Annotated in this window: 18 protein-coding genes; 11 read left to right on the top strand and 7 right to left on the bottom strand. The window is 46.5% G+C overall.

The window, feature by feature from the left end; all coding sequences use genetic code 11:
- Nucleotide 1 precedes the first annotated feature (1 nt).
- Nucleotides 2–850 carry a glycoside hydrolase family 16 protein gene (locus FXO21_RS04755; protein WP_225865569.1) on the bottom strand — a complete coding sequence of 283 codons (849 nt, stop codon included), beginning with the start codon at nucleotides 848–850 and terminating at the stop codon, nucleotides 2–4.
- A gap of 130 nt (nucleotides 851–980) precedes the next feature.
- Nucleotides 981–1,418 (bottom strand): DUF6934 family protein, encoded by a 438-nt coding sequence (locus tag FXO21_RS04750; RefSeq protein ID WP_149639021.1) that lies wholly within the window; start codon nucleotides 1,416–1,418, stop codon nucleotides 981–983.
- A 112-nt stretch (nucleotides 1,419–1,530) separates the two neighbouring features.
- Here FXO21_RS04750 and FXO21_RS04745 point away from each other — a divergent pair, with 112 nt between their 5' ends.
- The 6 genes from FXO21_RS04745 to FXO21_RS04720 all read left to right on the top strand — a co-directional run bounded on the left by FXO21_RS04745 (nucleotide 1,531) and on the right by FXO21_RS04720 (nucleotide 10,478).
- Complete coding sequence (locus FXO21_RS04745; RefSeq protein WP_149639020.1) at nucleotides 1,531–2,532, top strand: GSCFA domain-containing protein; 1,002 nt, start codon at nucleotides 1,531–1,533, stop codon at nucleotides 2,530–2,532.
- 59 nt (nucleotides 2,533–2,591) lie between these two features.
- Nucleotides 2,592–3,698 (top strand): Mrp/NBP35 family ATP-binding protein, encoded by a 1,107-nt coding sequence (locus FXO21_RS04740; RefSeq protein ID WP_149639019.1) that lies wholly within the window; start codon nucleotides 2,592–2,594, stop codon nucleotides 3,696–3,698.
- A 69-nt stretch (nucleotides 3,699–3,767) separates the two neighbouring features.
- Nucleotides 3,768–4,025 carry a NifU family protein gene (locus FXO21_RS04735; protein ID WP_149639018.1) on the top strand — a complete coding sequence of 86 codons (258 nt, stop codon included), beginning with the start codon at nucleotides 3,768–3,770 and terminating at the stop codon, nucleotides 4,023–4,025.
- A 144-nt stretch (nucleotides 4,026–4,169) separates the two neighbouring features.
- Entirely contained in the window at nucleotides 4,170–5,885 is a 1,716-nt protein-coding gene (locus tag FXO21_RS04730) for a D-alanine--D-alanine ligase family protein (protein ID WP_149639017.1), read from the top strand.
- 112 nt (nucleotides 5,886–5,997) lie between these two features.
- Nucleotides 5,998–8,688, top strand: coding sequence for an MGH1-like glycoside hydrolase domain-containing protein (locus FXO21_RS04725; RefSeq protein ID WP_149639016.1), 2,691 nt, complete (start codon nucleotides 5,998–6,000; stop codon nucleotides 8,686–8,688).
- Nucleotides 8,689–8,714: 26 nt separating this feature from the next.
- Entirely contained in the window at nucleotides 8,715–10,478 is a 1,764-nt protein-coding gene (locus FXO21_RS04720; RefSeq protein WP_149639015.1) for a phospho-sugar mutase, read from the top strand.
- A 56-nt stretch (nucleotides 10,479–10,534) separates the two neighbouring features.
- Here the strand turns inward: FXO21_RS04720 and FXO21_RS04715 are convergent, their stop codons facing one another.
- The 4 genes from FXO21_RS04715 to FXO21_RS04700 all read right to left on the bottom strand — a co-directional run bounded on the left by FXO21_RS04715 (nucleotide 10,535) and on the right by FXO21_RS04700 (nucleotide 13,216).
- Nucleotides 10,535–10,798, bottom strand: a complete 264-nt coding sequence (locus FXO21_RS04715; protein WP_149639014.1) for a Txe/YoeB family addiction module toxin — start codon at nucleotides 10,796–10,798, stop codon at nucleotides 10,535–10,537.
- A complete protein-coding gene (locus FXO21_RS04710; RefSeq protein WP_149639013.1) occupies nucleotides 10,795–10,992 on the bottom strand; it encodes a DUF2683 family protein in 198 nt (65 codons plus the stop codon). Before FXO21_RS04710 ends, FXO21_RS04715 begins: the two co-directional genes overlap by 4 nt.
- A 68-nt stretch (nucleotides 10,993–11,060) precedes the next feature.
- On the bottom strand, nucleotides 11,061–12,815 hold the full coding sequence (locus FXO21_RS04705; RefSeq protein WP_149639012.1) for a M56 family metallopeptidase: 1,755 nt from the start codon (nucleotides 12,813–12,815) through the stop codon (nucleotides 11,061–11,063).
- Between the two features lie 32 nt (nucleotides 12,816–12,847).
- Complete coding sequence (locus FXO21_RS04700) at nucleotides 12,848–13,216, bottom strand: BlaI/MecI/CopY family transcriptional regulator (RefSeq protein ID WP_149639011.1); 369 nt, start codon at nucleotides 13,214–13,216, stop codon at nucleotides 12,848–12,850.
- Between the two features lie 188 nt (nucleotides 13,217–13,404).
- Here FXO21_RS04700 and FXO21_RS04695 point away from each other — a divergent pair, with 188 nt between their 5' ends.
- The 4 genes from FXO21_RS04695 (at nucleotide 13,405) to FXO21_RS04680 (ending at nucleotide 19,750) form a co-directional block, all read left to right on the top strand.
- Nucleotides 13,405–16,521, top strand: coding sequence for a SusC/RagA family TonB-linked outer membrane protein (locus FXO21_RS04695; RefSeq protein WP_149639010.1), 3,117 nt, complete (start codon nucleotides 13,405–13,407; stop codon nucleotides 16,519–16,521).
- A gap of 3 nt (nucleotides 16,522–16,524) precedes the next feature.
- The gene (locus tag FXO21_RS04690; protein ID WP_149639009.1) at nucleotides 16,525–17,952 is read left to right on the top strand and encodes a SusD/RagB family nutrient-binding outer membrane lipoprotein; all 1,428 of its coding nucleotides are present in this window, start codon (nucleotides 16,525–16,527) and stop codon (nucleotides 17,950–17,952) included.
- Between the two features lie 27 nt (nucleotides 17,953–17,979).
- A complete protein-coding gene (locus FXO21_RS04685; RefSeq protein ID WP_149639008.1) occupies nucleotides 17,980–18,456 on the top strand; it encodes a hypothetical protein in 477 nt (158 codons plus the stop codon).
- A 148-nt stretch (nucleotides 18,457–18,604) separates the two neighbouring features.
- Nucleotides 18,605–19,750 (top strand): carboxypeptidase-like regulatory domain-containing protein, encoded by a 1,146-nt coding sequence (locus FXO21_RS04680; protein ID WP_149639007.1) that lies wholly within the window; start codon nucleotides 18,605–18,607, stop codon nucleotides 19,748–19,750.
- Here FXO21_RS04680 and FXO21_RS04675 read toward each other — a convergent pair whose 3' ends face one another.
- A complete protein-coding gene (locus tag FXO21_RS04675) occupies nucleotides 19,751–21,301 on the bottom strand; it encodes an FG-GAP repeat domain-containing protein (protein ID WP_225865568.1) in 1,551 nt (516 codons plus the stop codon). It abuts the gene before it with no gap.
- Between the two features lie 213 nt (nucleotides 21,302–21,514).
- Here FXO21_RS04675 and FXO21_RS04670 point away from each other — a divergent pair, with 213 nt between their 5' ends.
- Entirely contained in the window at nucleotides 21,515–24,760 is a 3,246-nt protein-coding gene (locus tag FXO21_RS04670) for a SusC/RagA family TonB-linked outer membrane protein (protein ID WP_409014739.1), read from the top strand.
- The last annotated feature ends 24 nt before the right edge of the window (nucleotides 24,761–24,784 follow it).

Here is a 24,784-nt window from a genome sequence, read left to right as displayed (position 1 = left end):
GCTACTTTTTCTCGGCCAGCGGGTAAAAGCGGACGTAATCTATCTCTAATTTTTGTGGGAAAATGCTGTCATCCACACCCTCTTGCCCGCCCCAATTACCTCCGACGGCCATATTTAAAAGCAGGTGAAAAGGTTTGTCAAACGGCCACTCGGGCCATTGATAAGAGGCCTCTTTCGGGAATTTGAAGTAGGCTTTACCATCTACGAGGATAGTAACCAACTCAGGAGTCCATTCGCAAGAGTAAATGTGAAATTCCTCCGATGCCTTATCGACGATCACGCTATTGCCTTTATTGGTCTTCAGAACGTGGTTAAACGCTTTGGTATGCACATTCCCGTGAACACGGTTCTGATCAAAACCAACGTGTTCCATGATATCAATTTCGCCGTTGTCAGGCCAGCCTTTGTTGCCGTAACCCTCCTCGCTGCCCAGGGTCCAGATCGCAGGCCAGGTTCCTCTGCCCGTGGGCAGCTTGGCTTTTACTTCGATTTTACCATATAGAAAGTCCCCCTTACCTTTTGACACAATCCGGGCGGAACTGTAACCAGCCTTCCCGGATTTCTCTTTGATTGCTGTGATAATCAGGTGACCATTCTCTACTTTGGCGTTTTCGAGCTTGTCAGTGTAATTTTGCAATTCGTTGTTCCCCCAGCCGTGATCACCCAAATCATAAGACCATTTCGCCGGATCTGGCTTGCCTGAATAGTCAAATTCATCTTGCCAGGAAGGGGTTGTGGCGAAGGCATATGGTTTGTCTTGTGCAGTGACAGCTACCCGCGAGCAAGCAAGCGAAGCTATTGCCACAAATGCAAAAATTACCCTATTATTAAACATGGTTATCTGGTGCATTCTCCTTTGGCCAGGCTTCTGATTTTAGATAGATCAACCTTTTCCAAAATTGCGTTTACAATTTTTAATTCCTGCTGCACCAATTTTTGGGCGGACAGCTTTGTTATTGATGCTTCGTTTTTCATAGGTTTCATAGCTTATTCGTGATTATGTATAGTTTGTAGGATTGATCGGGTTGAAAATATTCGATTCTATCCTCATTGATCCCTAAAATAACATATTTTTCTGACAAGTTTTTTAGTTCTCTCGAGATAGCGATTCGATACAATCGGTGTCTCCTTGAATCATTTCCCCTGAAAACGACAACATATTCCTTATCTATTTCCAAAAAAGTTGCCACGATGCGGAAGATGGTTGCCATAACGGTAGTCATGTCCCGGTTCCTTGTCTCGGTGATATTACAGCATTCCCCTGAATCCAAAATGTCAAACAACGCGAGATTAAAGACGTTTTCCCGCCCGGTTTCTGTGAATGCAACAAGCTTCCTTACGTTTTTATCCTTGCTAACACTTACAAATTCATAAGTGTACTCTTTGAAGATTTCGTAAGGGTAAATGTTTTCGTCCATATAGTTGCGCGTTTTTGATATTCCCTCCAAACGTAAACCTTTCCGCAATAACCCTAAACATGCAATTCTCCAGCGGTAAGATGTTAACTTTGTATTCCGGATTTGAATTATCATGAGAGAAATAAAGCTGAGTACAGAAGTCAATATCATTCCATCCGAGTGGAAAATAGATCACAAATCAAAAGTGCTGACGATCGGCTCTTGTTTTGCGGAAGTGCTTGGTTCTCAGTTGAACGCGTACAAGTTTCCAGTATTGAACAATCCGCTCGGTACTATTTTCAATCCCCTTACCATTTGCAAAACACTCGACCTGGCGCTTGATAAAAATGACCCGGCCGGTGAATTGTTCCTGAAAACATCAGACGATATCTGGCTGCACCACGATTTCCATTCGTCATTGTGGAGCAATAGCCGGGCTGAACTGGAAAGTCAGCTTGTCAGGAAATTGAGTGATTTACGCACATTCATAACGGAGGCCGATGTACTTGTGATTACTTTGGGTACCGCCTATGGTTATCGCCACAAAGCGACCAATATGGTGATCGGAAATTGCCACAAACTGCCAGCCGAACATTTTATCAGGGAACTTCTGCACCCTGATCAGATTAGTATGGCGATGGAGCTATTGATCCAAAAACTGTTAATGTTCAGAAGAAATCTGCGCGTGGTACTTACAGTTAGTCCTGTTCGTCATACACGCGATACATTGCCACTTAATCAGGTCAGCAAATCAACGCTCAGACTGGCTTGTCACCGGCTTGCGGAAAAGTATAAGCATATTTCCTATTTTCCTTCGTATGAGATCATGATCGATGAACTTCGGGATTACCGGTTTTATAAAAATGACCTCATCCATCCGAACGAGCTTGCAGAGGAACATATTTTTCAATCTTTTGCGAAATCATTCATCGAACCCGATTCACTTGAATTAATGCAGGAATGGGACAAAATTATGCTGACAATCAATCACCGGCCTTTACACGGATTTACTAAAAGTCATTTGAAGTTCCTGAAATCGGTGTGGAGCAAACTGAACGAGATTTCGAGGAAAATGAATGTGGCAGAGGAAATGGAGGAGATTGAAAGACGAATTGGAGAATTTCCGGTTTTGTAACAAACTCATCAGGTGATTTCTGTGTTGCATAGTATTAGTTAAGGTCCTCAACCATTACAATGGGCGAATTTACAATCAATAAAGAAAAAGTATTACAGGCACTCAGCACTGTGGAAGAGCCGGACCTGAAAAAGGATCTGGTGACGCTTGGGATGATTCAGGATATCGAGGTCGGAGTCAATCAGGTTCGTTTTACAGTTGTTTTGACAACCCCGGCCTGCCCACTCAAAGAATTGATCAGGAGAAGTTGTGAGAATGCGATTCACGAGCATTTAAGTCCTGATGTTGAAGTGATTATCAAACTTACAGCAAACGTTACCACAGCCAGGCAAACCGGCCCGTTGATTCCCGGAGTGAAGAACGTGATCGCGATTTCGTCCGGGAAAGGTGGGGTAGGGAAGTCAACTGTTACGGCTAATCTGGCGATGGCACTGCACCGTTCCGGTGCAAAGGTGGGTATTATCGATGCGGATATTTTTGGGCCGTCGATTCCGGTGATGTTTGGGGTCGAGCATATGCAGCCGACCATTACTCCGAAAGACGGTAAAAATTATATCAATCCGATACGTCAGTTTGGCATTAAACTAATGTCCATAGGATTTCTGACGCCGCCTGACAGTGCAGTTGTGTGGCGGGGGCCGATGGCAAGCCAGGCCTTGAAGCAGTTTTTTGCAGATACCGACTGGGGCGACCTGGATTACCTGCTGATTGACCTGCCGCCAGGTACCAGCGATATTCATCTTACCCTGGTGCAAACTGTGCCCGTGACCGGCGCGGTAGTTGTTACGACACCTCAAAAAGTGGCGCTGGCCGACGCAACAAAAGGGTTGTCCATGTTCCGGCAGCCACAAATCAATGTGCCGATCTTAGGTATTGTAGAAAATATGGCGTGGTTTACGCCGGAAGAACTTCCTGATCACCAGTATTTCATTTTTGGAAAGGGTGGAGGGCAGTCACTGGCAGATAAATTTGATGTGCCTTTAATTGGTCAGATCCCGCTTGTGCAGGGTATCAGAGAGGCGGGAGATGAAGGAAGACCGGCTGTAATGGATACGAACCCGATCGTAAATGACGCTTTCAGGGATGCCGCGGAGTCGCTTGCACAGCAGGTGGCGATCAGAAATGCGAGCAAAAGTAAGACCCAGCCTGTTGAGATCCAGGTGTGATTTTCGGGCCGGTCAGGATTTGATTTTTTGAATATTATCTTGCATCTTAGCAAATACATAATTGAAACAATGGATTCCAAAGAAAAAACAATAGAATTGATCGAGCAGGCACTGGAAACGGTGCGGCCGTATTTGCATGCTGACGGTGGTGATGTGAAGCTGGTGGAATTGACTGATGATAACGTTGTCAAGCTGGAATTACAGGGATCCTGCCAAAGCTGCCCAATGAGCGCTATGACGTTCCGTGCTGGTCTGGAAGAGTCGATTCGCAAAGCAGTTCCTCACGTTAGTAAAGTGGTTGCAGTGAACGTACCGGCACTGGCTTAGTCCCGGATTATATAACATTCAAAAGGCGGTTCTCTGAAAAGGGCACCGCCTTTTTGTATTCAAAAGCAGCCCGTTTCGCAGTTCCGATTGATTCATCCCGATTAGTAGCTTATCTTGCGTTCCTGACTAGAAATTGGAAATACTATGCGCATCGGAATATTTTTTGGAGGCCCTTCACGTGAAAGAGAAATATCATTTGCAGGCGGAAAAACGGCATTTGAGTATCTGGATAAATCACTTTTTGAACCGGTACCTGTATTTGTCGACAGTTTTGGACGGTTTATTCTTTTGGAAAAACAATTGATGTATTCCGGTGAGATAAGGGAATTTTACCCCCCTAAAAGCATTCAGAAACCAGGCTTTAAAACGTACATTGAATCCTATCCCGAACTGGCTGGTAAAGCGGTTGGTGAAGATATCGGCGTAATGATCACGCCCGATCAGTTCAAAAACCATTTCGAATTCGCATTCCTGGCCATGCACGGTCCTGATTGTGAGGATGGCGCAATTCAGGGTTTGCTGGAATGGTACAAAATTCCTTACAGCGGCCCGGGCCTGATGGGCTCTGCGGTGGGGATTGATAAGATCTTACAAAACGACATGATCGCCCTGGTGAACGGGCAGGAAAAGAAAAGCTGGACGCTGACGTACAAAAACTGGGTTCCGGAAGAATATTCGCTTCTTTTTCAAGTGCTTAAAAAGCACCTAGGCCTGCCGCTGGTGATCAAAGCGCCGCATCAGGGTTCTTCGATCGGCGTTGCCATCGTTAAAGAAGATTCGCTCGACGAATTTGTCGCAGCTGTGAACCAATGCTTTTTCAGGATCGAACTGGAAGCTGATACCTGGAAATCATTTTTTGATGCTGATAAACAGGCCTGGGGGCAGAAAGTCGCCAATCTGGACGAGGGGATTGGCTTTCCGGTCGTGCTGGCTGGTGAAACCATTTATCATCCAGCCGAACTGATCCGCGAACTGGACTCCTACTTTGCCGGGGGGCGTACCTTGGCGGTTTTGAGCAGCTCGAATGCAGAAGATCAGGTGCTGGTGGAGGAATTCGTAAACGGCCAGGAGTTTTCGTGCGGCTGTATTCAGTTTGACGACGGGAAACCACTTGCATTACCGCCGAGTGAGGTGATCAAAATGGTGCAGGTTTTCGATTTCAATGCAAAATATAAACCCGGCGCCAGCCGCAAGCGCATTCCTGTGGACACTTCTCTTGAAAAAAATCAGGAGATACAAAAAGTGATTGCCGAGGTTTTCGAGCAGCTGGGAATTAATGTGTGCGTACGAATCGACGGATTTTTGACGCCGGAAGGTCGCATTGTCCTGCATGACCCGAACACGATTCCGGGTATGTCGCCTACTTCATTTATATTCAAACAAATGGCGGAAATCGGTCTTAACGTGACGCATGCGCTCACTTATCTGGTCCGTCAGTCCATTCGCGAGCGCATTCGCACCGGAAAAAACACCTGGGCGTTGAGAGCATTGCTGGCAGAGCTGGACGAAAGAATTTCGGTAAACAACGCTCAGCCGAAGCCAGTTGAATACATTGTTTTCGGCGCAACGGACGAAGAATATGTCAATGCGCGTCTCCGATATGGCCGTTTGAATGCAGAAGGCAAAGTCCAGCCAACACCAGTTTTGAAAGCCAGTGACGGGCAGGTTTATAGATTGCCTAATCCGCTGATGTTCAAGGAGTACGTGGCTGATGTGGAAGTGTTACTTCGTGCTGAAAGGCACCCGTTGCTGACAGAAACGTCACAGAAAGCAGATTCGCTCACCAGATTTTACGCTGGCAATGTTTCTTTTGAAATAACAGCTTATCCCGACCTGGCGGCCTTACAGCTGGCCGTATAGTGTATCCCTGATTTTTTAACTTTTAACTGGTTTTTGCTGTTTTTGAAAACCGGTTTTCTAAATTGGGTCGATTTTAAGTTGAAATTCATTCCTTTCGATAACTAATACATTAATGGCAAACGGTGCTGAAAAAGTAAGACTAAGCCTTCAAAAAGATAACCGGGGATGGAAAAAGTGGGGGCCTTATCTGTCTGAACGCCAGTGGGGTACCGTGCGGGAAGATTATAGTGGCAACGGTGACGCCTGGAACTATATCACCCATGAAATGGCACTCTCCAAAGCATATCGCTGGGGGGAGGATGGAATTGGCGGATTTTCTGATAACAAACAGCATATCTGCCTCTCCTTCGGATTCTGGAACCATAAGGATAAGATTTTAAAAGAAAGGATTTTCGGACTCACGAACCGGGAGTCTAACCATGGGGAGGATGTGAAGGAAATGTACTATTACCTCGATAGTACGCCTACGCATTCTTATACTAAAATGCTCTATAAATATCCGCAGCAGCTCTTTCCTTATGACAAACTGCGGCAGGAGAATGGCAGGAGAGGCAAGCAGGATCCGGAATATGAGATCATGGATACCGGCGTTTTTGAGAATGACGAATATTTTGACATTTTCATAGAACACGCCAAAGCCGACGAGGAGGATATCCTGATGAAAGTGACGGTTTTTAACCGCGGCAAAGAAGACGCGCCGATTACCGTGCTGCCGACGATCATGTTTCGCAATACCTGGTCGTGGGGATACGAAGCATTCAATTATAAGCCTATCATGAACGGGATTTCAAACCGTTTGATAGAGGTTACCCACCGCAAACACGGGAAATATAACCTTTACCTGGATAATGCGGATGAGCTGCTGTTTTGTGAAAATGAAACGAACTTCAAGAAGCTCTACGGTACAGCCAATAATACGGCGTATCCAAAGGATGGGATCAATGATTTTATAGTTTCAGGAGGTAAAACAAGCACGGTCAATCCAAATCATATAGGTACCAAAGCCTCAGCACGTTTTACGCGGACAGTGAAGGCTGGAAGTAGTGAAACATTTCGCCTGCGCTATGTAAACCATACCATTTCTGAGCCTTTCGGTGGGTTTGAAGATCTCTTTGCAAAGAGGATCAGGGAAGCGGATGAGTTTTATGATGACTTGCAAAGGGACGTTTCGGACGCAGATCTGCGCTCGATCCAGCGGCAGGCTTACGCGGGCATGCTCTGGAGCAAGCAATTTTACTATTACAATGTATATGAATGGCTGAAAGGCGATCCCGCGCAACCCGGGCCGAATCAGGGCCGGAAATGGGGCAGAAATTCCGGTTGGAAGCATTTGTATGCCGCCAATATTATTTCAATGCCCGATAAGTGGGAATATCCCTGGTTTGCTGCCTGGGACCTGGCTTTTCACTGTGTGCCGCTCGCAAGGGTAGATGCTGATTTCGCTAAAAGACAGCTCGAAATCCTACTCCGGGAATACTATATGCACCCCAATGGGCAGATCCCGGCTTACGAATGGAATTTCTCTGACGTAAATCCGCCGGTTCATGGCTGGGCTACCTGGAAAGTTTACGAGATCGACCGGGAGCAAAATAATGGCGTAGGTGACATTCAGTTTCTTGAAAAAATATTTCATAAACTGCTGCTGAACTTCACCTGGTGGGTTAACCAGAAGGACGATACCGGAAATAATATATTCAGCGGCGGATTTTTGGGGCTGGATAATATCGGTGTTTTCGACCGTTCTACGCCTATGCCTTTTGGCGGCAAACTGCAACAGGCCGATGCGACAGGCTGGATGGCGATGTATACGCTCAATATGCTTCGTATCTCTGTGGAAATTGCATTGGTACACCCTGTATATCAGGATATGGCGTCTAAATTCTTCGAGCATTTTCTGCACATTGCGGGTGCGATGGAGTCGATAGGAGGGAAAAATTCTTCCATCAGTCTTTGGGACGAAGAAGATCAGTTTTATTACGATGTGATCCATATTCCGAACGGTCAGAGTATTTTGCTGAAAGTAAGGTCGATAGTGGGTTTGATTCCGTTATTCGCAGTTGAAATCCTTGATCCTCAGAATCTTGACAAACTGCCGATATTTAAAAGGCGCGTTGAATGGGTATTGGCAAACCGACCTGATCTGGCGCGTCTGATTTCCCGGTGGTTTGAGTCGGGTAAAGGTGAAAATCGCCTGCTATCCATATTGCGCGGGCACAGGATGAAAATGATCCTGAAACGGATGCTTGATGAAAGCGAGTTCCTTTCAGATTATGGTGTGCGGGCGTTGTCCAAATACCATGAAGAGAATCCTTACAAATTCTATATCAATGGCGAGGTGCTGCAAGTGGATTATACCCCTGCGGAGGCTTTGACGGATATTATGGGCGGAAATTCAAACTGGCGCGGGCCGATCTGGTTTCCGTTAAATTACCTGATATTTGACTCGCTGATGAAATTCCATGCTTACTACGGGGAGGACTTCATGGTGGAATATCCGACCAATTCCGGCAACCTCGTTACGATCAAGGAAGCTGCGGTTGCTATTGCCTGTCGTCTTATTGATATATTCAAAAAGGACACGGAAGGTAATCGTGCGGTGTACGGGCATGATCAGAAGATGCAGAAAGATGATAATTTTAACGATCACGTGCTCTTCTACGAATATTTTCACGGCGACAATGGCCGCGGCTGCGGGGCAAGTCACCAGACGGGCTGGACAGGCCTTGTGGCTGAGCTGATCCTGAAAACGGCAAAAGAAACGGTCCGCGAGAGCGAAACGCAGGAAGCCGAGATCATTAAATAAACCTTAACTAAATACTTCAACTACTTATGACTGCAATTCTCGAACCGAATGTAATGGCCAAAGTCAACAGCTGGCTAAACGGTGATTATGATATTGATACGAAGCAATCTATACAGCAACTGATTGATGAAGGAAATGATACCGAGCTGACGGATGCTTTCTATAAAGACCTTGAATTCGGAACGGGTGGTTTGCGCGGCCTGATCGGCATCGGTTCCAATAGAATGAACCGTTATACTGTTGGTACGGCAACACAGGGACTTGCCAATTATTTAAACAAAGCGTTTTCGGGCGAAGAAATAAAAGTGGCCATCGCATACGACAGCCGCATTAAGTCTGATGAATTTGCAAAGATCATCGCTGACATCTTTTCTGCGAACGGGATTAGCGTATATCTTTTTGAAGCATTGCGCCCAACTCCGGAGCTTTCATTCGCGATCCGTTTGCTTGGTTGCAAAAGCGGCGTTGTGGTAACTGCTTCTCACAATCCCAAAGAATACAATGGCTACAAAGCATACTGGGACGATGGTTCTCAGGTAGTGGCTCCGCATGATACCAATATCATTGGCGAGGTTAACGCGATCCAGTCTATTGATGATGTGAAATTTGATGGGGATGCTTCGAAAATCACAAAGATCGGTGCCGAAGTCGATGAGAAATATGTAGATCATATTTTGTCTTTGTCTATTTCAAAAGATGCACTGGCGCGTCAGAAAGACCTTAAAATCGTTTACACGCCGCTGCATGGAACAGGTGTTACCCTGGTTCCCTCCCTGCTTGCCAAAATGGGTTTTGAGGCTGTAACGGTCATCGAAGAGCAGGCCGAGCCGAAGGGTAACGGACAATTCCCGACGGTTGTTTACCCGAATCCGGAGGAAACGGAAGCCATGTCCAAAGCCGTAGAGAAGGCGAAAGAAATCGACGCAGACCTGGTCCTGGGGACGGATCCCGATGCCGACAGGGTAGGTATTGCAGTTAAAAACCACCATGGCGAAATTCAGCTTTTAAATGGGAACCAGACAGCCAGTGTGCTGATTTATTACCTGTTGAATGCATGGAAAGATGCAGGTAAATTGACCGGTACCCAGTTCGTATGCAAAACGATCGTAACGACCGATCTGATCGACAAAATGGCGGACGCATACGATGTTAAATGTTATAACACGCTGACGGGCTTTAAATATATCGCTCAGGTAATCAGGGAGAAAGAAGGCCAGGAGCAGTTCATTGGCGGTGGCGAAGAAAGCTACGGTTACCTCATCGGTGACGCGGTTCGTGATAAGGATGCGATCGCTTCGTGCGCTATGATCGCCGAATTAACAGCATATGCGAAGGACAAAGGTCTCAGCCTTTTTGATATGTTGATGGAAATCTACAAGCAGTTTGGTTTCTATTATGAAGGCTTGATTTCCCTGACTAAAAAAGGAAAAACAGGAGCTGACGAAATTCAGCAGATGATGGCGGATTTCCGTGCGAATCCTCCCAAAACCATCGCGGGATCACCGGTGGTCAGGATGGATGATTACAAAGCATTAAGTACGGTAGATTTTAAAAGCGGTACGACGCATTCTATTCCTTCGGGCGAAATGGGTATAGAGCCTTCGAATGTGCTGCAGTTTTTCACCGAGGACGGTACCAAATTTACCTGCCGCCCGTCAGGTACAGAGCCGAAGATCAAATTCTACGTCGGTGTCCGGGCTGCTTTGGAGAAAAACGAGGATTTTGACAGTGTGTATGCTTCATTGCAGCAAAAAGTAAAAGCGATAGGCGAGGAGCTGAATTTGAAATAGTAGTTTTTGATTTTTGTAAAATTAAATGGGGTAGCCGGGATTTCTGGCTGCCCCGTTTAATAATGCCCTTTTAATGATTCAATTTTAATGAATTCGTCGTCTACCCGATATACTACCCGGTGTTCACGATTTATTCTTCTCGACCAGGATCCTGCGAGCTCGTGTTTTAGAGCTTCCGGTTTTCCTATGCCCTGAAATGGCGTTTCGATTATCGATCTGAGTATTTCTTCAATTTTTTTCTGAATACTCGAGTTGCCTGTTTTTTTCCAGTATTGAAGATCTTCGTAAGCTTTGGCGGAGAAACTGAGCTTTCTGCTCATTTCCAGAGATCTTCGATCTCGACGACTTTAAAGTCTCCGTTTTCAAACTGCTTTCTGCTTTCCTGGATTTTGGCAACAAATTTTGGATCATAACCATCAGGGTTTGATACAAATGATATTTTTAACGCTTTGGCAAAAGCTTTCAGCGCTTCCAGTTGTTCCTTGTTTTCAGGTCGAAATACCAGTGTTTCCATTTGAATCTTTCGTTTAAGTAAAGATACTTCAACCAGGGATGTTTGCAATTTCTGGCTGCCCCTTTTATTTATCGCGCATACACAATCATGTACTTTTTACCTGCATTGTCTTCAAAAATGCTAGCTTTCTCGAATTGTTCGAAAGGCAACGCGTTGAGTTCCGCCAGAGTGGTCGGCCTGGTATTCAAGTAGAGTTCAGCATCCTTGTAAAGTTCTGTGACCTTTAGAGTCTTCTCCGGAGATTTACCTATACCACCTCTCTCCAAAAATCTGGCGGCATATTTGCCTTCCAAAATTTCTTTGGAGTAACCGCTGCCAGAATTTGGCCCGATCGTTGCTTTTAAATTGTGCTCAAAATAGGCTGTTGCGTTTTGTTTATGCTGCGAAAGCGCCTTTTGGTAGTCATTTTCTAGTTCCTGGCTTAAAGGCGCAGGTGGCCATTGACCCATGCCGATCCCATCCTTTTTAATATAACCCGAATATCCCTGGATAGGCATAAATTCGTTTTCCGCAGTTTTGCGGCGTTCGTCCGTGGATCCGCTGCCGCTCGATCCCTGACTTTTAGAAGCTACCCTCACACTTACGGAAGTGATGAAATGCTGGAAAGGGTCATACTGTATTCCGTTAATCTGGATTTCACCTCCAAATTTGTTAACAGCTTTGCGCATTTCACTAACATCTTCCCAGGTAGTCAATGCAGAAATGCCCCAGTAAAGTGTATCGTTTCTGATCAAAACTCCCTTTATTCTTTTTCGATCGGGAGTCTCGGAAACTGAGTCTGCCACAGGAATAATGGTGGCTTTCAGTATTGCTTTTTCCGGCTTCACTTCCAACTTTTGTTTTTGCTCCTTGGAAACTGTGTCTTCCATCAGCTTCATCACCGCCGTTCTTACAACTTTCGGCGCCATTACTACCAATTTATGTCGATAAGGTGCCACAAATGCGGAGGATAGATAAAGTATCGCGATTAATAGCACATATTTAACCCAGGCTAAATAGTGCGAAGGTTTTTTGTTCATCATTTTGATGCGGTTTTTAAGTAATGACTGAGCAAAAGAAGTGGTGAGCGGCAACTCTTTATCCTGTAATACCGCTGTAAGCAGACTATATTGATATTGCTTTTTCTCAATTCCACCTTCCAGCACAGCCCCATCGGCAAGGTATTCGAGGTTTGCCTGCACGAGCTTTTGATGATACCAGGCGAAAGGATTGAACCACAGCAGAATGCGCTGGATTTCGGATAGCAGCAAATCAATGCTGTGCCATTGTAAAGCGTGCTCCGTTTCGTGGGCAAGAATATGGCGCATTTCCTGCGGCGTGTGGTTTTCGGGGTTAACTAAAATCCAGTGGAAAAATGAGTAGGGAGATTTGATTTTCCTGTTCCTGACTAAATAAACCCTGTTGTTTGACTCCTCGAAATCTGATTTTGCCAGCACATAAATGAGTTTTCCAACCTGATACAGAAAGCGGACAGCCAGGATCGTAACTCCTGCCAGGTACGCGAGCAGCAGCCAGTCTGCCAAACCCAATCCTTCCCATTTGCTACTTTTCATTGCCAGAGAACCATTATCAGGTATTATTTGCTGAGCAACAGTCGGGATAACCTTCGCGATTTTTGGGATCGACTGATGAAATTCCGTTTGAACCTTCACTGGCCCCCAGTCGGGCATCGGGATCAATGGAAGGGTCCAGGCTGCCATCACATTCAGCCAGAGCAGCGCACGATTAAGTTTGGAAAATGTTTCAAACTGCACCATCCAGCGATAGCCCAGGGTCAGCACTGCCAGCAGCAAGCTGACTTTCAAAAGGTAAGGGAATAGCATAAGCGGGTGGATTAATGGTGGTACATTAACTTTTAATCTCCTTCCTCGATCATCCTGATAATCTCCCGGAGATCGTCGGGAGTTACTTTCTCATTTTTAGCAAAATAGGCGACCAGATCTTTGTACGAATCATTAAAATAGCTGCCTACCACTTTGTTCAGCACGAAATGGTTTTGATAATCGTCCTTTTTCACCACCGGGAAATATTCGTAGGTATTCCCAAACTGCCGATGACTCACGTACCCCTTTTCTTCCAGGTTCCGGATAATGGTCGAAAGGGTGTTGTAATGCAGTTTTGGTTCTGTAAACAATGGAAGCATATCCTTCACATATGCATTTTCCAGGTTCCAAAGCACCTGCATTACCTGTTCTTCTTTGTTAGTCAACTTTTGAAATTCCATGTTCCGAAAGTAGAAACTATTTTTATAGTTAACAAACTATTTTTCTAGTAATTAAAATTAGAGGTTGTTCGGCTGGTGACCTTGACGGTTCACACACCGCAAGTGACCGTTAGATTATTTGCTGGTAATAAATGTTAATTTTTAAAGAGAGAATATTAAATTACACGTATCTACATAACAAACCAAATATGATGAATCAATTACTTTACAAGATTTTAAGCGCTTTCCTGCTCTTCGCGATGCTATCCGTGGACAGAGGTAATGCCCAGAGCGGACTGGTCAGGGGCAGGGTAACCGATCAGGACGGGTCAGAGATCCCGGGGGTGAGTGTAAGTGTCAAAGGCACTTCACAGGGAACCTCTACCAATGAAAAGGGGGAATATAGTATTTCAGTGGCTCCCGGCGGAATATTGGTTTTTAGCTTTATCGGTTTCAAACGAACCGAAGTCAATGTTACAGATCAGCAGGTTGTAAACGTGACGCTACAGTCTGAGGCCTCCATCCTGGACGAAGTCGTGGTGACGGCGCTCGGGCAGACGCAGGAGAAGCGTGCGATCGGATATTCAGTGCAGTCCATCAAATCGGATGAAATCAAAGAGTCGGGAAACCCGAATATGATAGGTGCGTTGCAGGGCAAAGTGGCAGGGGCCGTGATCACGGGGTCGGGTGGAGCGCCCGGGGCAGGTGTTAACATTATTTTGAGAGGCATCACCTCTCTGAGCGGCAGCGCCGATAACCAGCCGTTATTTGTAATTGACGGGATTATCATCAGCAATGCAACCACTGCCGGAAGTCCCCTTCCAAGTGCTGGAACAGCCTCGCCGGGAGCTTCTGAACAATTTGCCAATACTAACAGAGCGGCCGATATTAACCCCGACGATATCGAAAGCATCTCTGTGCTGAAAGGCCCGGCTGCTACTGCGCTGTACGGTCTGCGTGCATCCAACGGGGCCATCATCATCACTACAAAACGTGGTAAAACAGGTAAAATGAATGTCTCCGTTTCACTTTCCGGCGGAGTTGATGTATTGGGCAAATCGCCGGATATTCAGAAACGTTTCATTCAGGGTAGATTTGGTGAATTTATCTCGCCCACAGAAGTGCGGCAGCGGACCCCCTACCAATCGTTCGGGCCGTCGGTCATTGGTAATGACACGGACCGTATCTACGACAACTTTCGCGGATTTTACCAGACAGGCTTTCGTACCAACAATACGGTCACGATTACAAAGGGCAGTGAAACGGGAAATATTTACTTTTCAGCCGGGAATAACTACCAGCAGGGTATCGTTCCCACAACGGATTTTTCCAGGACTTCAGGAAAGCTGGCAGGATCGTACAACCTGACCAGGAATTTCACCGTGTCGGGGTCGTTCAACTATATTCGGTCCGGTGGAAAGAGACCGCCAGCCGGGGATAAATCGATTTTTAGTGCATTATCCTACTGGCCAAATACCTATGATGTAAATGATTACCTCCATGCTGACGGTTCCTACAAGAACCTGCTGCCCGGCTTTACCGACAACCCGAGGTATCTGGTTGAAAAGAGTCCAAGGATCGATAAAGTTAACCGCTACATCGCCGATGCAACTTTAAATTACAAGGTAAACGACTGGCTGACTGCTAAATACCAGCTCACTTTTGATGCTTTCAATGAGCGCCGGTTCCGGCAGGTTGACAGCACTTTTGATGTAGGCACAGCGGTGAAGGGTTTTTTGATCAAAGAGTACATTAACTACCGCGAGATTAATTCAAACCTTTATATCACAGCAACCAAAAACTTCAATGAAAGCTGGTCAGGCTCGCTGATGGTGGGGAATTCGATTGTTGACAGCAAAAGGCCGGACAGTTATTATGAACGAGGCGAAGGCTGGCGGGCACCTTTCACGGACGAAATCAGTAGCTACCGCAACCAGCAGACGCGGCCGTATTCTCCGCTTCAATACAGGATAGTCAGCTTTTTTGCCGACGTGAAGCTGAGCTATAAAGATGTGCTTTACCTGAATGCAACAGGGCGGAATGATATTGTTTCAACTTTACCTGTCGCGAGCAATTCATTCTTTTATCCTTCTTTTAATGCCGGATATATTTTTACCGAAAATCTTCCAAAAAACAATGTGCTTTCCTACGGTAAGCTGCGTGCGTCGTGGGCACAGGTTGGGAAAGGTACGGATCCATACGTAATCGGGGCCTACTACGAAATTGCAGATAACTTCCCTTATGGAAATACAGTACCGGGTTTTATCAGGAGGTCAACGACGGCATCCGACAATCTGAGACCGGAGAGGACCACTTCCATTGAATTCGGGACTGAATTAAGGTTTTTTCGGAACCGTTTAATGGTTGATGCGACTTATTTTACGATGGATAGCAAAGACCAGATCGTTCGTGCGCCGGTTTCCAATGTGTCCGGCTATTCCTTTTACTACACTAATATTGGTTTGATACGTAACAAAGGCGTAGAGCTGTTGCTGTCGTTCAAGCCGGTTCAGACTTCGAGTTTCAACTGGGATATGTCACTCAACTTTACAAAAATGGACGGCAGGGTGATCGATATGCCCGACGAGCTCGAAGAGATCTCTTATTTTGACAACGGTAGCCGCGGTGTTTTGAAAGTAAGGGAAGGAAGCCGGGTAGGCGACCTCTGGGGACTTGATTATATGCGCGCCCCCGATGGGCAGAAGCTGATCCAGGCAAATGGATTTCCATTAACCAGCTTAGTCACAACCCCCTACGGAAATGCCTTGCCCGACTGGACAGCTGGCTTGACCAACTCCTTCAACTATAAAGGTCTCGGTTTATCCTTTCTGCTGGAATGGCGAAAAGGGGGCGACGTAGTGGATCTGGGCGAAAGAAACGCATTCCGCGCGGGTTCTATCAAGATCACAGAGCGGCGGTATGAGCAGGTGGTGTTCAAAGGAGTGGTGGAACAGAAATCGGAGGAGGGGCAAATCAGCTACGTGCCTAATACCAAAGCCGTGGTGCTCGACGATGCATTTTACAACCCTTCCACTGCACGCTATATGGGTAATGCAGCCGATTTTAATATCCAGGACGGTTCCTGGATACGGCTTAGAACAGTCAGTCTCAATTATGCATTGCCCAAGAGCCTGCTCGCTAACTCTGTTTTCGCAGGAGGTGTCAGATTTACGCTTACCGGTACAAACCTTTTCTTGAGCACACCCTTTCGTGGCTATGATCCAGAGGCGCTTACGTTTGGATCGGGTACTAACCTGATCGGTTTTGTGGGGCGGAACAATCCGGCGACGAAGAGTTTTCAATTTGGTGTGAATGTAAATTTCTGATGTATGAAAAATATCAAAAGACTTTGGATAATCTGCGTCCCGATCATTCTGCTCACGGGCTGCAATAATTACCTCGATATCAACGTCGATCCAACGCTCAAAGCGGACGCGACCATGCAGGAGTTGCTTCCGACTGCCCAATTCTACACCGGCGAGGCGAGTTATCAGCAGGCGTATGTTGCTTGTCAATACTCGCAACAATTGGGAAACGCAATTGGTGAAGACGGGATCGACACTTACGCAGAGACCGATAATACCCTCGGCTGGTCGAACATGTACTTATATGTGGTTCCTCAGTTGAACGCAATCATTTCAAAAGGCGGGAGCGAAGATGCGCCGGTATATGTCGGCGTTGCGAAGGTACTGATGGCCTACAACCTGGGTATTGCGACAGTCAACTGGGAGAATGTACCCTATTCGCAGGCTGATCAAAAGAACTTTTCGCCCGCTTACGACACGCAGGAACAGATCTACGGGACTATTCAGAAATTGCTCGACGAGGCAATTGTCGAACTCGCCAAAAACACCGGTACCCTGCCTTCATCGGACGATTTGATCTACAATGGTGATGCGGCAAAATGGACCCGGCTGGCTTATTCTCTAAAAGCGCGCTATGCCATGCATTTGTCCCTCAAAAACCCGCAGCAAGCCGCGCAGGCAGCAATAGCCGCCCTGGAAAAAGGCATGACAGGGAATGCGGACGATTTTCAGTTACAATACAATTCCAAAAACCTGAACCCCTGGTACAGCCGGGTCGCGATACCGAACACGACCAGCAACTTGTCGGTCACTTTTACTAATACATTTGTCAATCTGATGAATGGGACCGTACAGGGGATCGAGGATCCGAGGTTACCGAAAGTAATTTCGTTGAAAAACAACCAGACGGTATACGCCGGTGTGGTACCGGGATCCGGGAGCGGCTCCACCGTCGATCTGACCGCGAAAGCCTGGCATTCGAACATCAATTCACCTCTGGTGATGATGACTTACTCGGAAACTGCCGCCATTAAGGCCGAGGCGCTTTTCCTTTTAAACGGAGGAACGCCCACTTCCACCGGGACGTCGGCAGCAGGGTACGGGGCTTACCTGGAAATGATATCTTCCAATATGAAAAAGGTAGGCGTAACGGATGCTGACATTGCCAAATACCTGGCTGCGGCGCCGGTGAATGTAAGTGCGGCAAAACTGACTGCGAAGCACATTATCACCGAAAAATTTAAATCGATGCTTTTGATTGGGGATATCTGGACGGATATCAGGAAATACAGTTACCTCGATTTTCCAATGCCGGTCAAGCCCAATCCCGACCTGGGCGGAAGCCGTATTCAGCGGATGCGCTACCCGGATTCTGAGATTACGAGGAACTCTAAAACAGTTCAGGCTAACCAGAAAGACCCGGAAATGCCGATGTGGTGGATGTCCAAATAACCCGTGTTTTACTAAAAAACGACTATCATGAATAAGCGTATAAAAGTGGCTCTGCTATCATTTGCAAGCCTGTTTCTGCTGAGTGGCTGCTATAAAGAGCCGGATTTGTTTGAAGACCTTTTGACGAGCAACGGGAAAGTAGCGCAGATTGCGGTACTGTGGCTGGGAGAGACAAAGACCTTTTCAGCTGCGGGCGTGTTACAGCCCGGTATCACCGTGGATTCTGCCACTACGGTGAATGTCAACATTGAATATACCTCCGAAATAGCGGTTAAAGAGTTCAGGATTTATTCCGCTGCTACGACCACCGGCGTTCAAACGCTTGTAACGACGTTGCCGGCAGGTACTCAGAAATATGACAGCGAGCTCCGGAACTATGTGGTAAAAGTGCCGGTAAAAGCGCCTCTCACCAAAAACATGTCGCTGGTTCTGTTCGCAGAAGTGGTTGCGGAAAACAATCTTCCCTCTTCGCAGCGAAACGTGACTTTAAAAACCAATCCTTAGTATTTTTACTTCCCAAACTGCCTGCGCCTTTCGAATGTATCTGTTGTGCGCAGGCAGTTTAAATTCCTGTTGGAATAGGAAAGGGGCAATTTTCGATACTTTATAAGGTGCTTCATTTTATATTTGGCCGAAAGATTAAAAATTGTCGATGCGGCTGCTTCTTAGGATTGAATATTTAAATTGCTGTAAACGGTTTGGATTTTCCTGCCTGTCGCTGCTGATCGTTATGCAGGCGACTGCGCAAACTGGTACGGTTACACTGGTTGGAAAAGTTACCGACGAGAAAACGGGGAAGCCGCTGCCTTTTGCAAATGTTTTTATCAATAATTCTTCAATAGGAACTAATGCTGACGAAAATGGCAATTACAAACTCCCTAATCTGACGATCGGTAACCTGGAAATGGCGGTCTCCTTTCTCGGCTATGAAACCGTCAAGCAAACACTTCGTTTCGAGCAGCCGGGTACTAAAACGGTGATGTTCAAATTACGCGAGGGGATGGAGTTGAAGGGGGTTACCATTTACGCTAAAAAAGACAAGAAGCGCGAACGGTATTTGAAAATTATTACCCGTGAGTTGCTGGGCACCAACAAGTTCAGTAAGCAATGCAAAATCCTGAATCCGGAGGTACTCCGCATTTCAATGGAAGATGACGGGCATTTGACAGCGCAGACGGTGAGCCCGCTGATCATTGAGAATTATGCACTGGGTTACCGAATTCATCAGGATCTGGACGAATTCGACTACTTTAACCCAACCCTCTATTACGGCGGCAGTACCCGGTTCGAACACTTGAAGCCAAAGGACAATGCACAGAAAATTTTGTGGCGAAGTAATCAAAAGATCGCATACCAGGGATCGCTTAAGCACCTGATCGCCAGTATGGTCTCGGATAGTTTGCAGGAACATGGTTTCAGGGTTTACCAGGAAATCCCCGATTCGCTCCGCATTTTCAAATCTGTCAGGGTCCAAAACGGCTATAACACAATCAAAAACCACCTGCATAACCGCATTGAACAGGTGAGGGGCGTTCGGCTGGTACAGCCTGGCCAGCTGGAAACGGAGCGCCTGATCGTATCCGGTACGAGGCTTGAGATATTCAATATGCGCAAAAAGAGCCGGTCGCCTTATGCTGATATGCCATTTTCATACACACAGATCAATTTCCCGAGTGGCTATATGGTCGTCACGCCGCAGGGTTGGGTAGTAATGCCGATGGGCTATCAGATTTCCGGCGAGCTTGGCAAAGACCGTTTTGCAAACCTGCTTCCCGCCGACTGGAAACGCGAAGACTAGCTATTTAGCGCTAGTTTTGGCTGTATTGTTTTCCAAAATCACAAACGGCAGGTTTACATTCCAGTCAGGTTGCACATTTTGTTGGTTCAAAAAGCCGCTCGAAAAGTTGCCCAATGCAATATCCTTGTCGCCATCACCGTCCCAATCCTCCACATCCATACAGATCCACCGGCCTAGTTTGTCGAGCGGCAGGGTGAACGGGGTGAAATCCGGAGCATCGGTCCGCTTTTGCTGGAAGTAAAGAAACTTTTCGAAGGGCTTGTTTTTCAAATCGGCGAAGAATGCAATGGTTGCAAAATCCATTTTTCCATCCTCGTCGAAATCGGCGGCGATGGCTTTTGTGCAGCCATTAACCGGGTAAAAGAATGTTTGTTTAAATGTCAGATTTCCTGTGTCGGTAAAGATATAAACACCGTGGTAGGGTTTCAGTATCCTTGAATAATCGCTGTTGTCGCCTGCTGTATAAAGTATATCTTCCCTTCCGTCGCTGTTCAAATCGACCAGTTGAAAGCTGCTCGAACCATAGACAGGTGGAAAGCGGAGGAGGTTACGTTCCGAGAAACCGCCTTTTTGATCATTGATAAAGATCCAGATGCCTTCATCTCCATGTGCAAACAACGTCATAACATCAGGCCAGCCATCGTGATTGAAGTCGCGTATAGTGGCATGCGTTGCGCCGGGTACTTCCTTTACAATTATTTTCTGAAAGGTGCGGTCCGGTAGCTGCCTTAAGATATATAATCCCCCCAGATTGTGGCCAAAGGCGCAAACGAGATAGTCGGTCAGCCCGTCTTTATTGAAATCTATCGGTGTGGTTTCGATAGGACGTATCAGGTCTCCGGAAATTTGAATTATTCCGGCACCGGAGTCAGGCCCAATCAGTGAGATCTGGCCGCGTGTCTCGTCAAGAGCGCGCATTCCGCCCATAGCGGTAACCATATATTTACCTTTATTTTCAACTAGAAGGTTGACGTCCACGGGCGGGGACAGGAGTTCACCGATCAGGCTTTTCTTCAATAGTCGATTATAACTTAACAAAGCTGGCTTTCCGGCAACTCCCACGATTACTTTTCCAGCCGACGAATCAAGTTTAACGACCATCGTACTGGCTGTCACCGAATCTGCTGTCGGTTTACGCAAAGTAAAAAGTGCGCTATTTAATGGTTCAGGAAAAGGCTGCTGATGATGTTGCAGCGAATCGGGAGCGAGCGATTCATAGTATTTCAGGAGCTTTTGCCAGTCAGGGGAAGAGATGGCGGATTGCTTGTTGTGGAGATACATGTTTCCTTCCAATAATTCAATTCCCAGCCGTTCAGCCATGGCGGGAAGTACATGCTCCAGCCAGGTGTTCTTATCCAATAGCGCTGGGGTAGGTACCAGGTGGCAATTTCCACAATATTTACCAGCCAGTTGTTTTTCCTCTACCCTTTGATTTTCGTCTTCACCCTTCGCGCAGGACAGTAGTAGAATCACCAATTGCAGAGCGTAGTATGGGATTTTAGCTTTACCGGAAAAGTAGTGTTTCATCAATGTAAGCTTGGGAGTGGTCATGAATTTTATATCAATATCGTATAGTAATCTTTGGTGATAATGTTAAGCAAAATGAAGCAATTTGGTTCAAACAGTATCCTAACTGACACTATTTTATCTTTTTGTAATACAATTATATATTCGAATAAAAATATTAATTAAGATGAGTCAATTATTTGTGCGAATAATGATAGATTTGATTGCTTAATAAATTATTAACCTAGACAGGAAACTATGAAAAGAATCTACAAGAACTCCGCATGGAGTGCCTTCTTCTACTTCATGCTAAGTTTTGCAACGATTGCTGTTGCACAAGATCGAAAAGTTACCGGGAAAGTCACTGATGTCGCAGGGGTTGGTATCCCGGGAGCAACCGTAGTGGTCAAAGGTACACAGAGCGGAACCAACACAAATGCAGACGGCGAATTCTCGATGAACGTTGCGTCGCCGAATGCGACATTGATCATCAGCTTCGTTGGTTACAAAACCCAGGAAGTGCTGGTAGGGAACCAGACCTCTCTCGACATTAAAATGGACGACGACGTGTCTGCGCTGGAAGAAGTGATTGTAACTGGTTATACCGTCGACAGCCGCCGTGAAACAACAGGAGCGGTTTCGACCGTCAAATCCAAAGACCTTACCGCAACACCATCCGGTAATGTGGAACAACAACTACAGGGACGGGTTGCCGGTGTTACCGTGATCACAAACGGACAGCCGGGAACCACCAGCCAGATCCGCGTACGTGGCTTTGGAGCTTTTGGAGGTAATGAGCCACTTTATGTAGTTGACGGGGTCCCGACAGGTTCTACAGATTTTCTTAATCCGGACGACATTGAATCCACTACCGTACTGAAAGATGCAGCAGCAGCATCCATTTATGGAGCCCGCGCTGCGAACGGGGTAATTGTTTACACCACTAAAAAAGGAGCCAAGAAAGCCAAGAAATTATCCATCACTTACGATGGGCTTTTCGGTTTTACTACCCCGGGGAAAGGCCAGCCCATGCTGAACCCTCAGGAGCAAGCCGACTGGACCTGGCAGGCAATCCGGAACGATGCATTTCAGGGCGATTCTCTTCCTAAATTCAACAATGTAGCAAGTGGCCAGTACGGTTCGGGCGATAAACCGGTTTTACCTGACTACATCAACGTAGGCGGTGCCACCGGTGTACGCGGCACGCTGGATCTGGAAGCAGAAAGAAAGAAATACAATGTGAACCCTGCGGCTGGTACTATTTATCAGGTGGTTAGGGCGAATAAGCAAGGTACAGACTGGTATGATGCAATTACCCGGAATGCCCCTCTTCAGCGCCATACACTCGGATTTTCCGGTGGCGGCGAGAACAGCCGTGTTTATGCGGGATTCAGTGTTCAGGATCAGAAAGGTATCCTGAAGAACAATAGCTTCAAGCGCTATGCTTTCCGTATCAACTCCGAATTCGATGTCTTGAAAAATGTGAGGATAGGGCAGAATGCTCAATTTACTTACCTGCAGGTGCTTGGCCTCAATGGTGGTGCCGGCGGACAGGGCGTTGCGTCGGAGGAAAATGATATTCTTTCAGCCTTTCGTATGCCCTCGATCATTCCGATTTATGACGAGTTTGGAGGGTACGCTGGTACTGCTGCCAAAGGATTCAACAACCCGAGAAACCCGGTGGCTAGCCGCGACGGGTTGAAAGATAATAATGCATTTGCAGGAAACGGTTTTGGTAATTTCTATGCAGAAGTCGATGTGATCCCGGGCCTTACTCTAAGATCGAGCATTGGCGGGCAATACAGTAATTACGCCAGCCGCGGTTTTAACCGGCTACAGTACGAAAACTCTGAGAATAACTCGGCATTCGGGTATAACGAAGGGTCAGGGCACCGTTTCTCCTGGACATTTACCAATACTTTGAACTTCAAAAAGCAGTTGGGACTGCATAGTATAGACGTGTTACTGGGTCAGGAAGCGTTGAACACGGGAGTTGGTAAAAATCAGAATTCTTCCGGTTTAAATCCTTTCTCAACGGATATCAACTACATTAACATGAACAATGTAGGATCCAGGATCGTAGGCAGCGATTTTTATAAAGGCGTAAATTTCTACTCCCTTTTCGCAAGAGCCAACTATACTTTCAATGACAAGTATATCCTGACCGGTGTTGTTCGTCGCGACGGATCTTCCAGATTCGGATCCAACAACCGTTACGGTGTATTTCCCGCGTTCTCAGCTGCATGGAGAATGTCTTCGGAAGAATTCATGAAAAGCATTCCGTTTATTACAGAGCTGAAAATCAGGGGTGGATATGGTTTGATGGGTAACTCCAATAACGTTGACCCGAATAATCAGTACAGCTTATATGGTGCGAGCCTGGGTCAATCTTCCTACGATTTGAACGGTACCAACTCTAGTGCGCTGGAAGGCTATTACCGGACACGCATCGGAAACAAGGATGCGAAATGGGAAACCAGTATCACAAAGAACATCGGTATCGACGCCACATTGCTGAAAGGTAAGCTGGATATTATCGTGGATTTCTGGCAAAAAGATACCAAAGACCTGTTATTCCAAGTTCCGGTGACGGCTACTGCCGGATATGATGCGGCTGTTCCTTCGGTGAACGTGGGTAAAATGTCAAACAAAGGAATTGACCTTCAAATCATCACCCGCGGCCGCATTTCAAATGACCTGGGGTACGAAGTCAATTTTACTGCCGGTATTCTTAAAAACAACATTGAATCTCTGGCGCCAGGTATTGAATATCTGACCGTTAACCCTGATTTCCGCGGAATCAAGCCGATCAGAAACCAGATTGGTTATTCGATCTCTTCTTTCTACGGGTACAATGTAGTTGGTTTGTTCAAGGATGATGCAGAAGTGGACGCGGCTGCCACACAGGAAGGCGCTGCACCTGGGCGCTTCCGGTATGAAGATATTAATGGCGACGGTGCGATTACTACCGAAGACCGTACTTACCTGGGTAGCCCGGTTCCGAAATTCACAGGTGGTATCAACCTCCGGTTTACTTACAAAGGGTTTGATCTGGAAACCTATATGTACACGTCGGTTGGTAATAAAATTTTCAACGTCTCGAAATGGTTTACCGATTTCTATCCCTCGTTTACGGGAGCGGCGGTCAGCTCACGCGTGAAAGATTCCTGGTTGCCAGACCGTACAAACACGGAAACGCCGATTTTTGAAAGCACTTCCAATTTCAGTACCAACACACAGGCTAACTCTTTTTATGTGGAGGACGGTACTTTCTTCAGAATGCAGAACGTGACTATCGGCTACACATTACCTGGTAACCTTTTGAGCAAAATCCGCATGCAGAAGGTTCGCGTGTTTGCTTCTACCAACAACCTGTTCACGGTGACCAAATACCAGGGACTTGATCCGGGTGTAGGCGGAAGTGCGGATACTAACTTCGGTATCGACCTGGGTAACTACCCTATTACAAGAAGCTATACAGTTGGAATCAATTTGGGCTTTTAACAAACAGGAAAAGCAGATTCGATC

The organism is Dyadobacter sp. UC 10, from assembly GCF_008369915.1.
Lineage (GTDB): Bacteria > Bacteroidota > Bacteroidia > Cytophagales > Spirosomataceae > Dyadobacter.
Note: the sequence above shows the minus strand (reverse complement) of the source record. Positions and strands in the feature narration are given on the sequence as shown.

Excerpts from the sequence above, each read along its gene's own strand:
- FXO21_RS04755 (WP_225865569.1), bottom strand. The coding sequence starts at position 850 with ATGCACCAGATAACCATGTTTAATAATAGGGTAATTTTTGCATTTGTG.
- FXO21_RS04750 (WP_149639021.1), bottom strand. The coding sequence starts at position 1,418 with ATGGACGAAAACATTTACCCTTACGAAATCTTCAAAGAGTACACTTAT.
- FXO21_RS04745 (WP_149639020.1), top strand. The coding sequence starts at position 1,531 with ATGAGAGAAATAAAGCTGAGTACAGAAGTCAATATCATTCCATCCGAG.
- FXO21_RS04740 (WP_149639019.1), top strand. The coding sequence starts at position 2,592 with ATGGGCGAATTTACAATCAATAAAGAAAAAGTATTACAGGCACTCAGC.
- FXO21_RS04735 (WP_149639018.1), top strand. The coding sequence starts at position 3,768 with ATGGATTCCAAAGAAAAAACAATAGAATTGATCGAGCAGGCACTGGAA.
- FXO21_RS04730 (WP_149639017.1), top strand. The coding sequence starts at position 4,170 with ATGCGCATCGGAATATTTTTTGGAGGCCCTTCACGTGAAAGAGAAATA.
- FXO21_RS04725 (WP_149639016.1), top strand. The coding sequence starts at position 5,998 with ATGGCAAACGGTGCTGAAAAAGTAAGACTAAGCCTTCAAAAAGATAAC.
- FXO21_RS04720 (WP_149639015.1), top strand. The coding sequence starts at position 8,715 with ATGACTGCAATTCTCGAACCGAATGTAATGGCCAAAGTCAACAGCTGG.
- FXO21_RS04715 (WP_149639014.1), bottom strand. The coding sequence starts at position 10,798 with ATGAGCAGAAAGCTCAGTTTCTCCGCCAAAGCTTACGAAGATCTTCAA.
- FXO21_RS04710 (WP_149639013.1), bottom strand. The coding sequence starts at position 10,992 with ATGGAAACACTGGTATTTCGACCTGAAAACAAGGAACAACTGGAAGCG.
- FXO21_RS04705 (WP_149639012.1), bottom strand. The coding sequence starts at position 12,815 with ATGCTATTCCCTTACCTTTTGAAAGTCAGCTTGCTGCTGGCAGTGCTG.
- FXO21_RS04700 (WP_149639011.1), bottom strand. The coding sequence starts at position 13,216 with ATGGAATTTCAAAAGTTGACTAACAAAGAAGAACAGGTAATGCAGGTG.
- FXO21_RS04695 (WP_149639010.1), top strand. The coding sequence starts at position 13,405 with ATGATGAATCAATTACTTTACAAGATTTTAAGCGCTTTCCTGCTCTTC.
- FXO21_RS04690 (WP_149639009.1), top strand. The coding sequence starts at position 16,525 with ATGAAAAATATCAAAAGACTTTGGATAATCTGCGTCCCGATCATTCTG.
- FXO21_RS04685 (WP_149639008.1), top strand. The coding sequence starts at position 17,980 with ATGAATAAGCGTATAAAAGTGGCTCTGCTATCATTTGCAAGCCTGTTT.
- FXO21_RS04680 (WP_149639007.1), top strand. The coding sequence starts at position 18,605 with ATGCGGCTGCTTCTTAGGATTGAATATTTAAATTGCTGTAAACGGTTT.
- FXO21_RS04675 (WP_225865568.1), bottom strand. The coding sequence starts at position 21,301 with ATGACCACTCCCAAGCTTACATTGATGAAACACTACTTTTCCGGTAAA.
- FXO21_RS04670 (WP_409014739.1), top strand. The coding sequence starts at position 21,515 with ATGAAAAGAATCTACAAGAACTCCGCATGGAGTGCCTTCTTCTACTTC.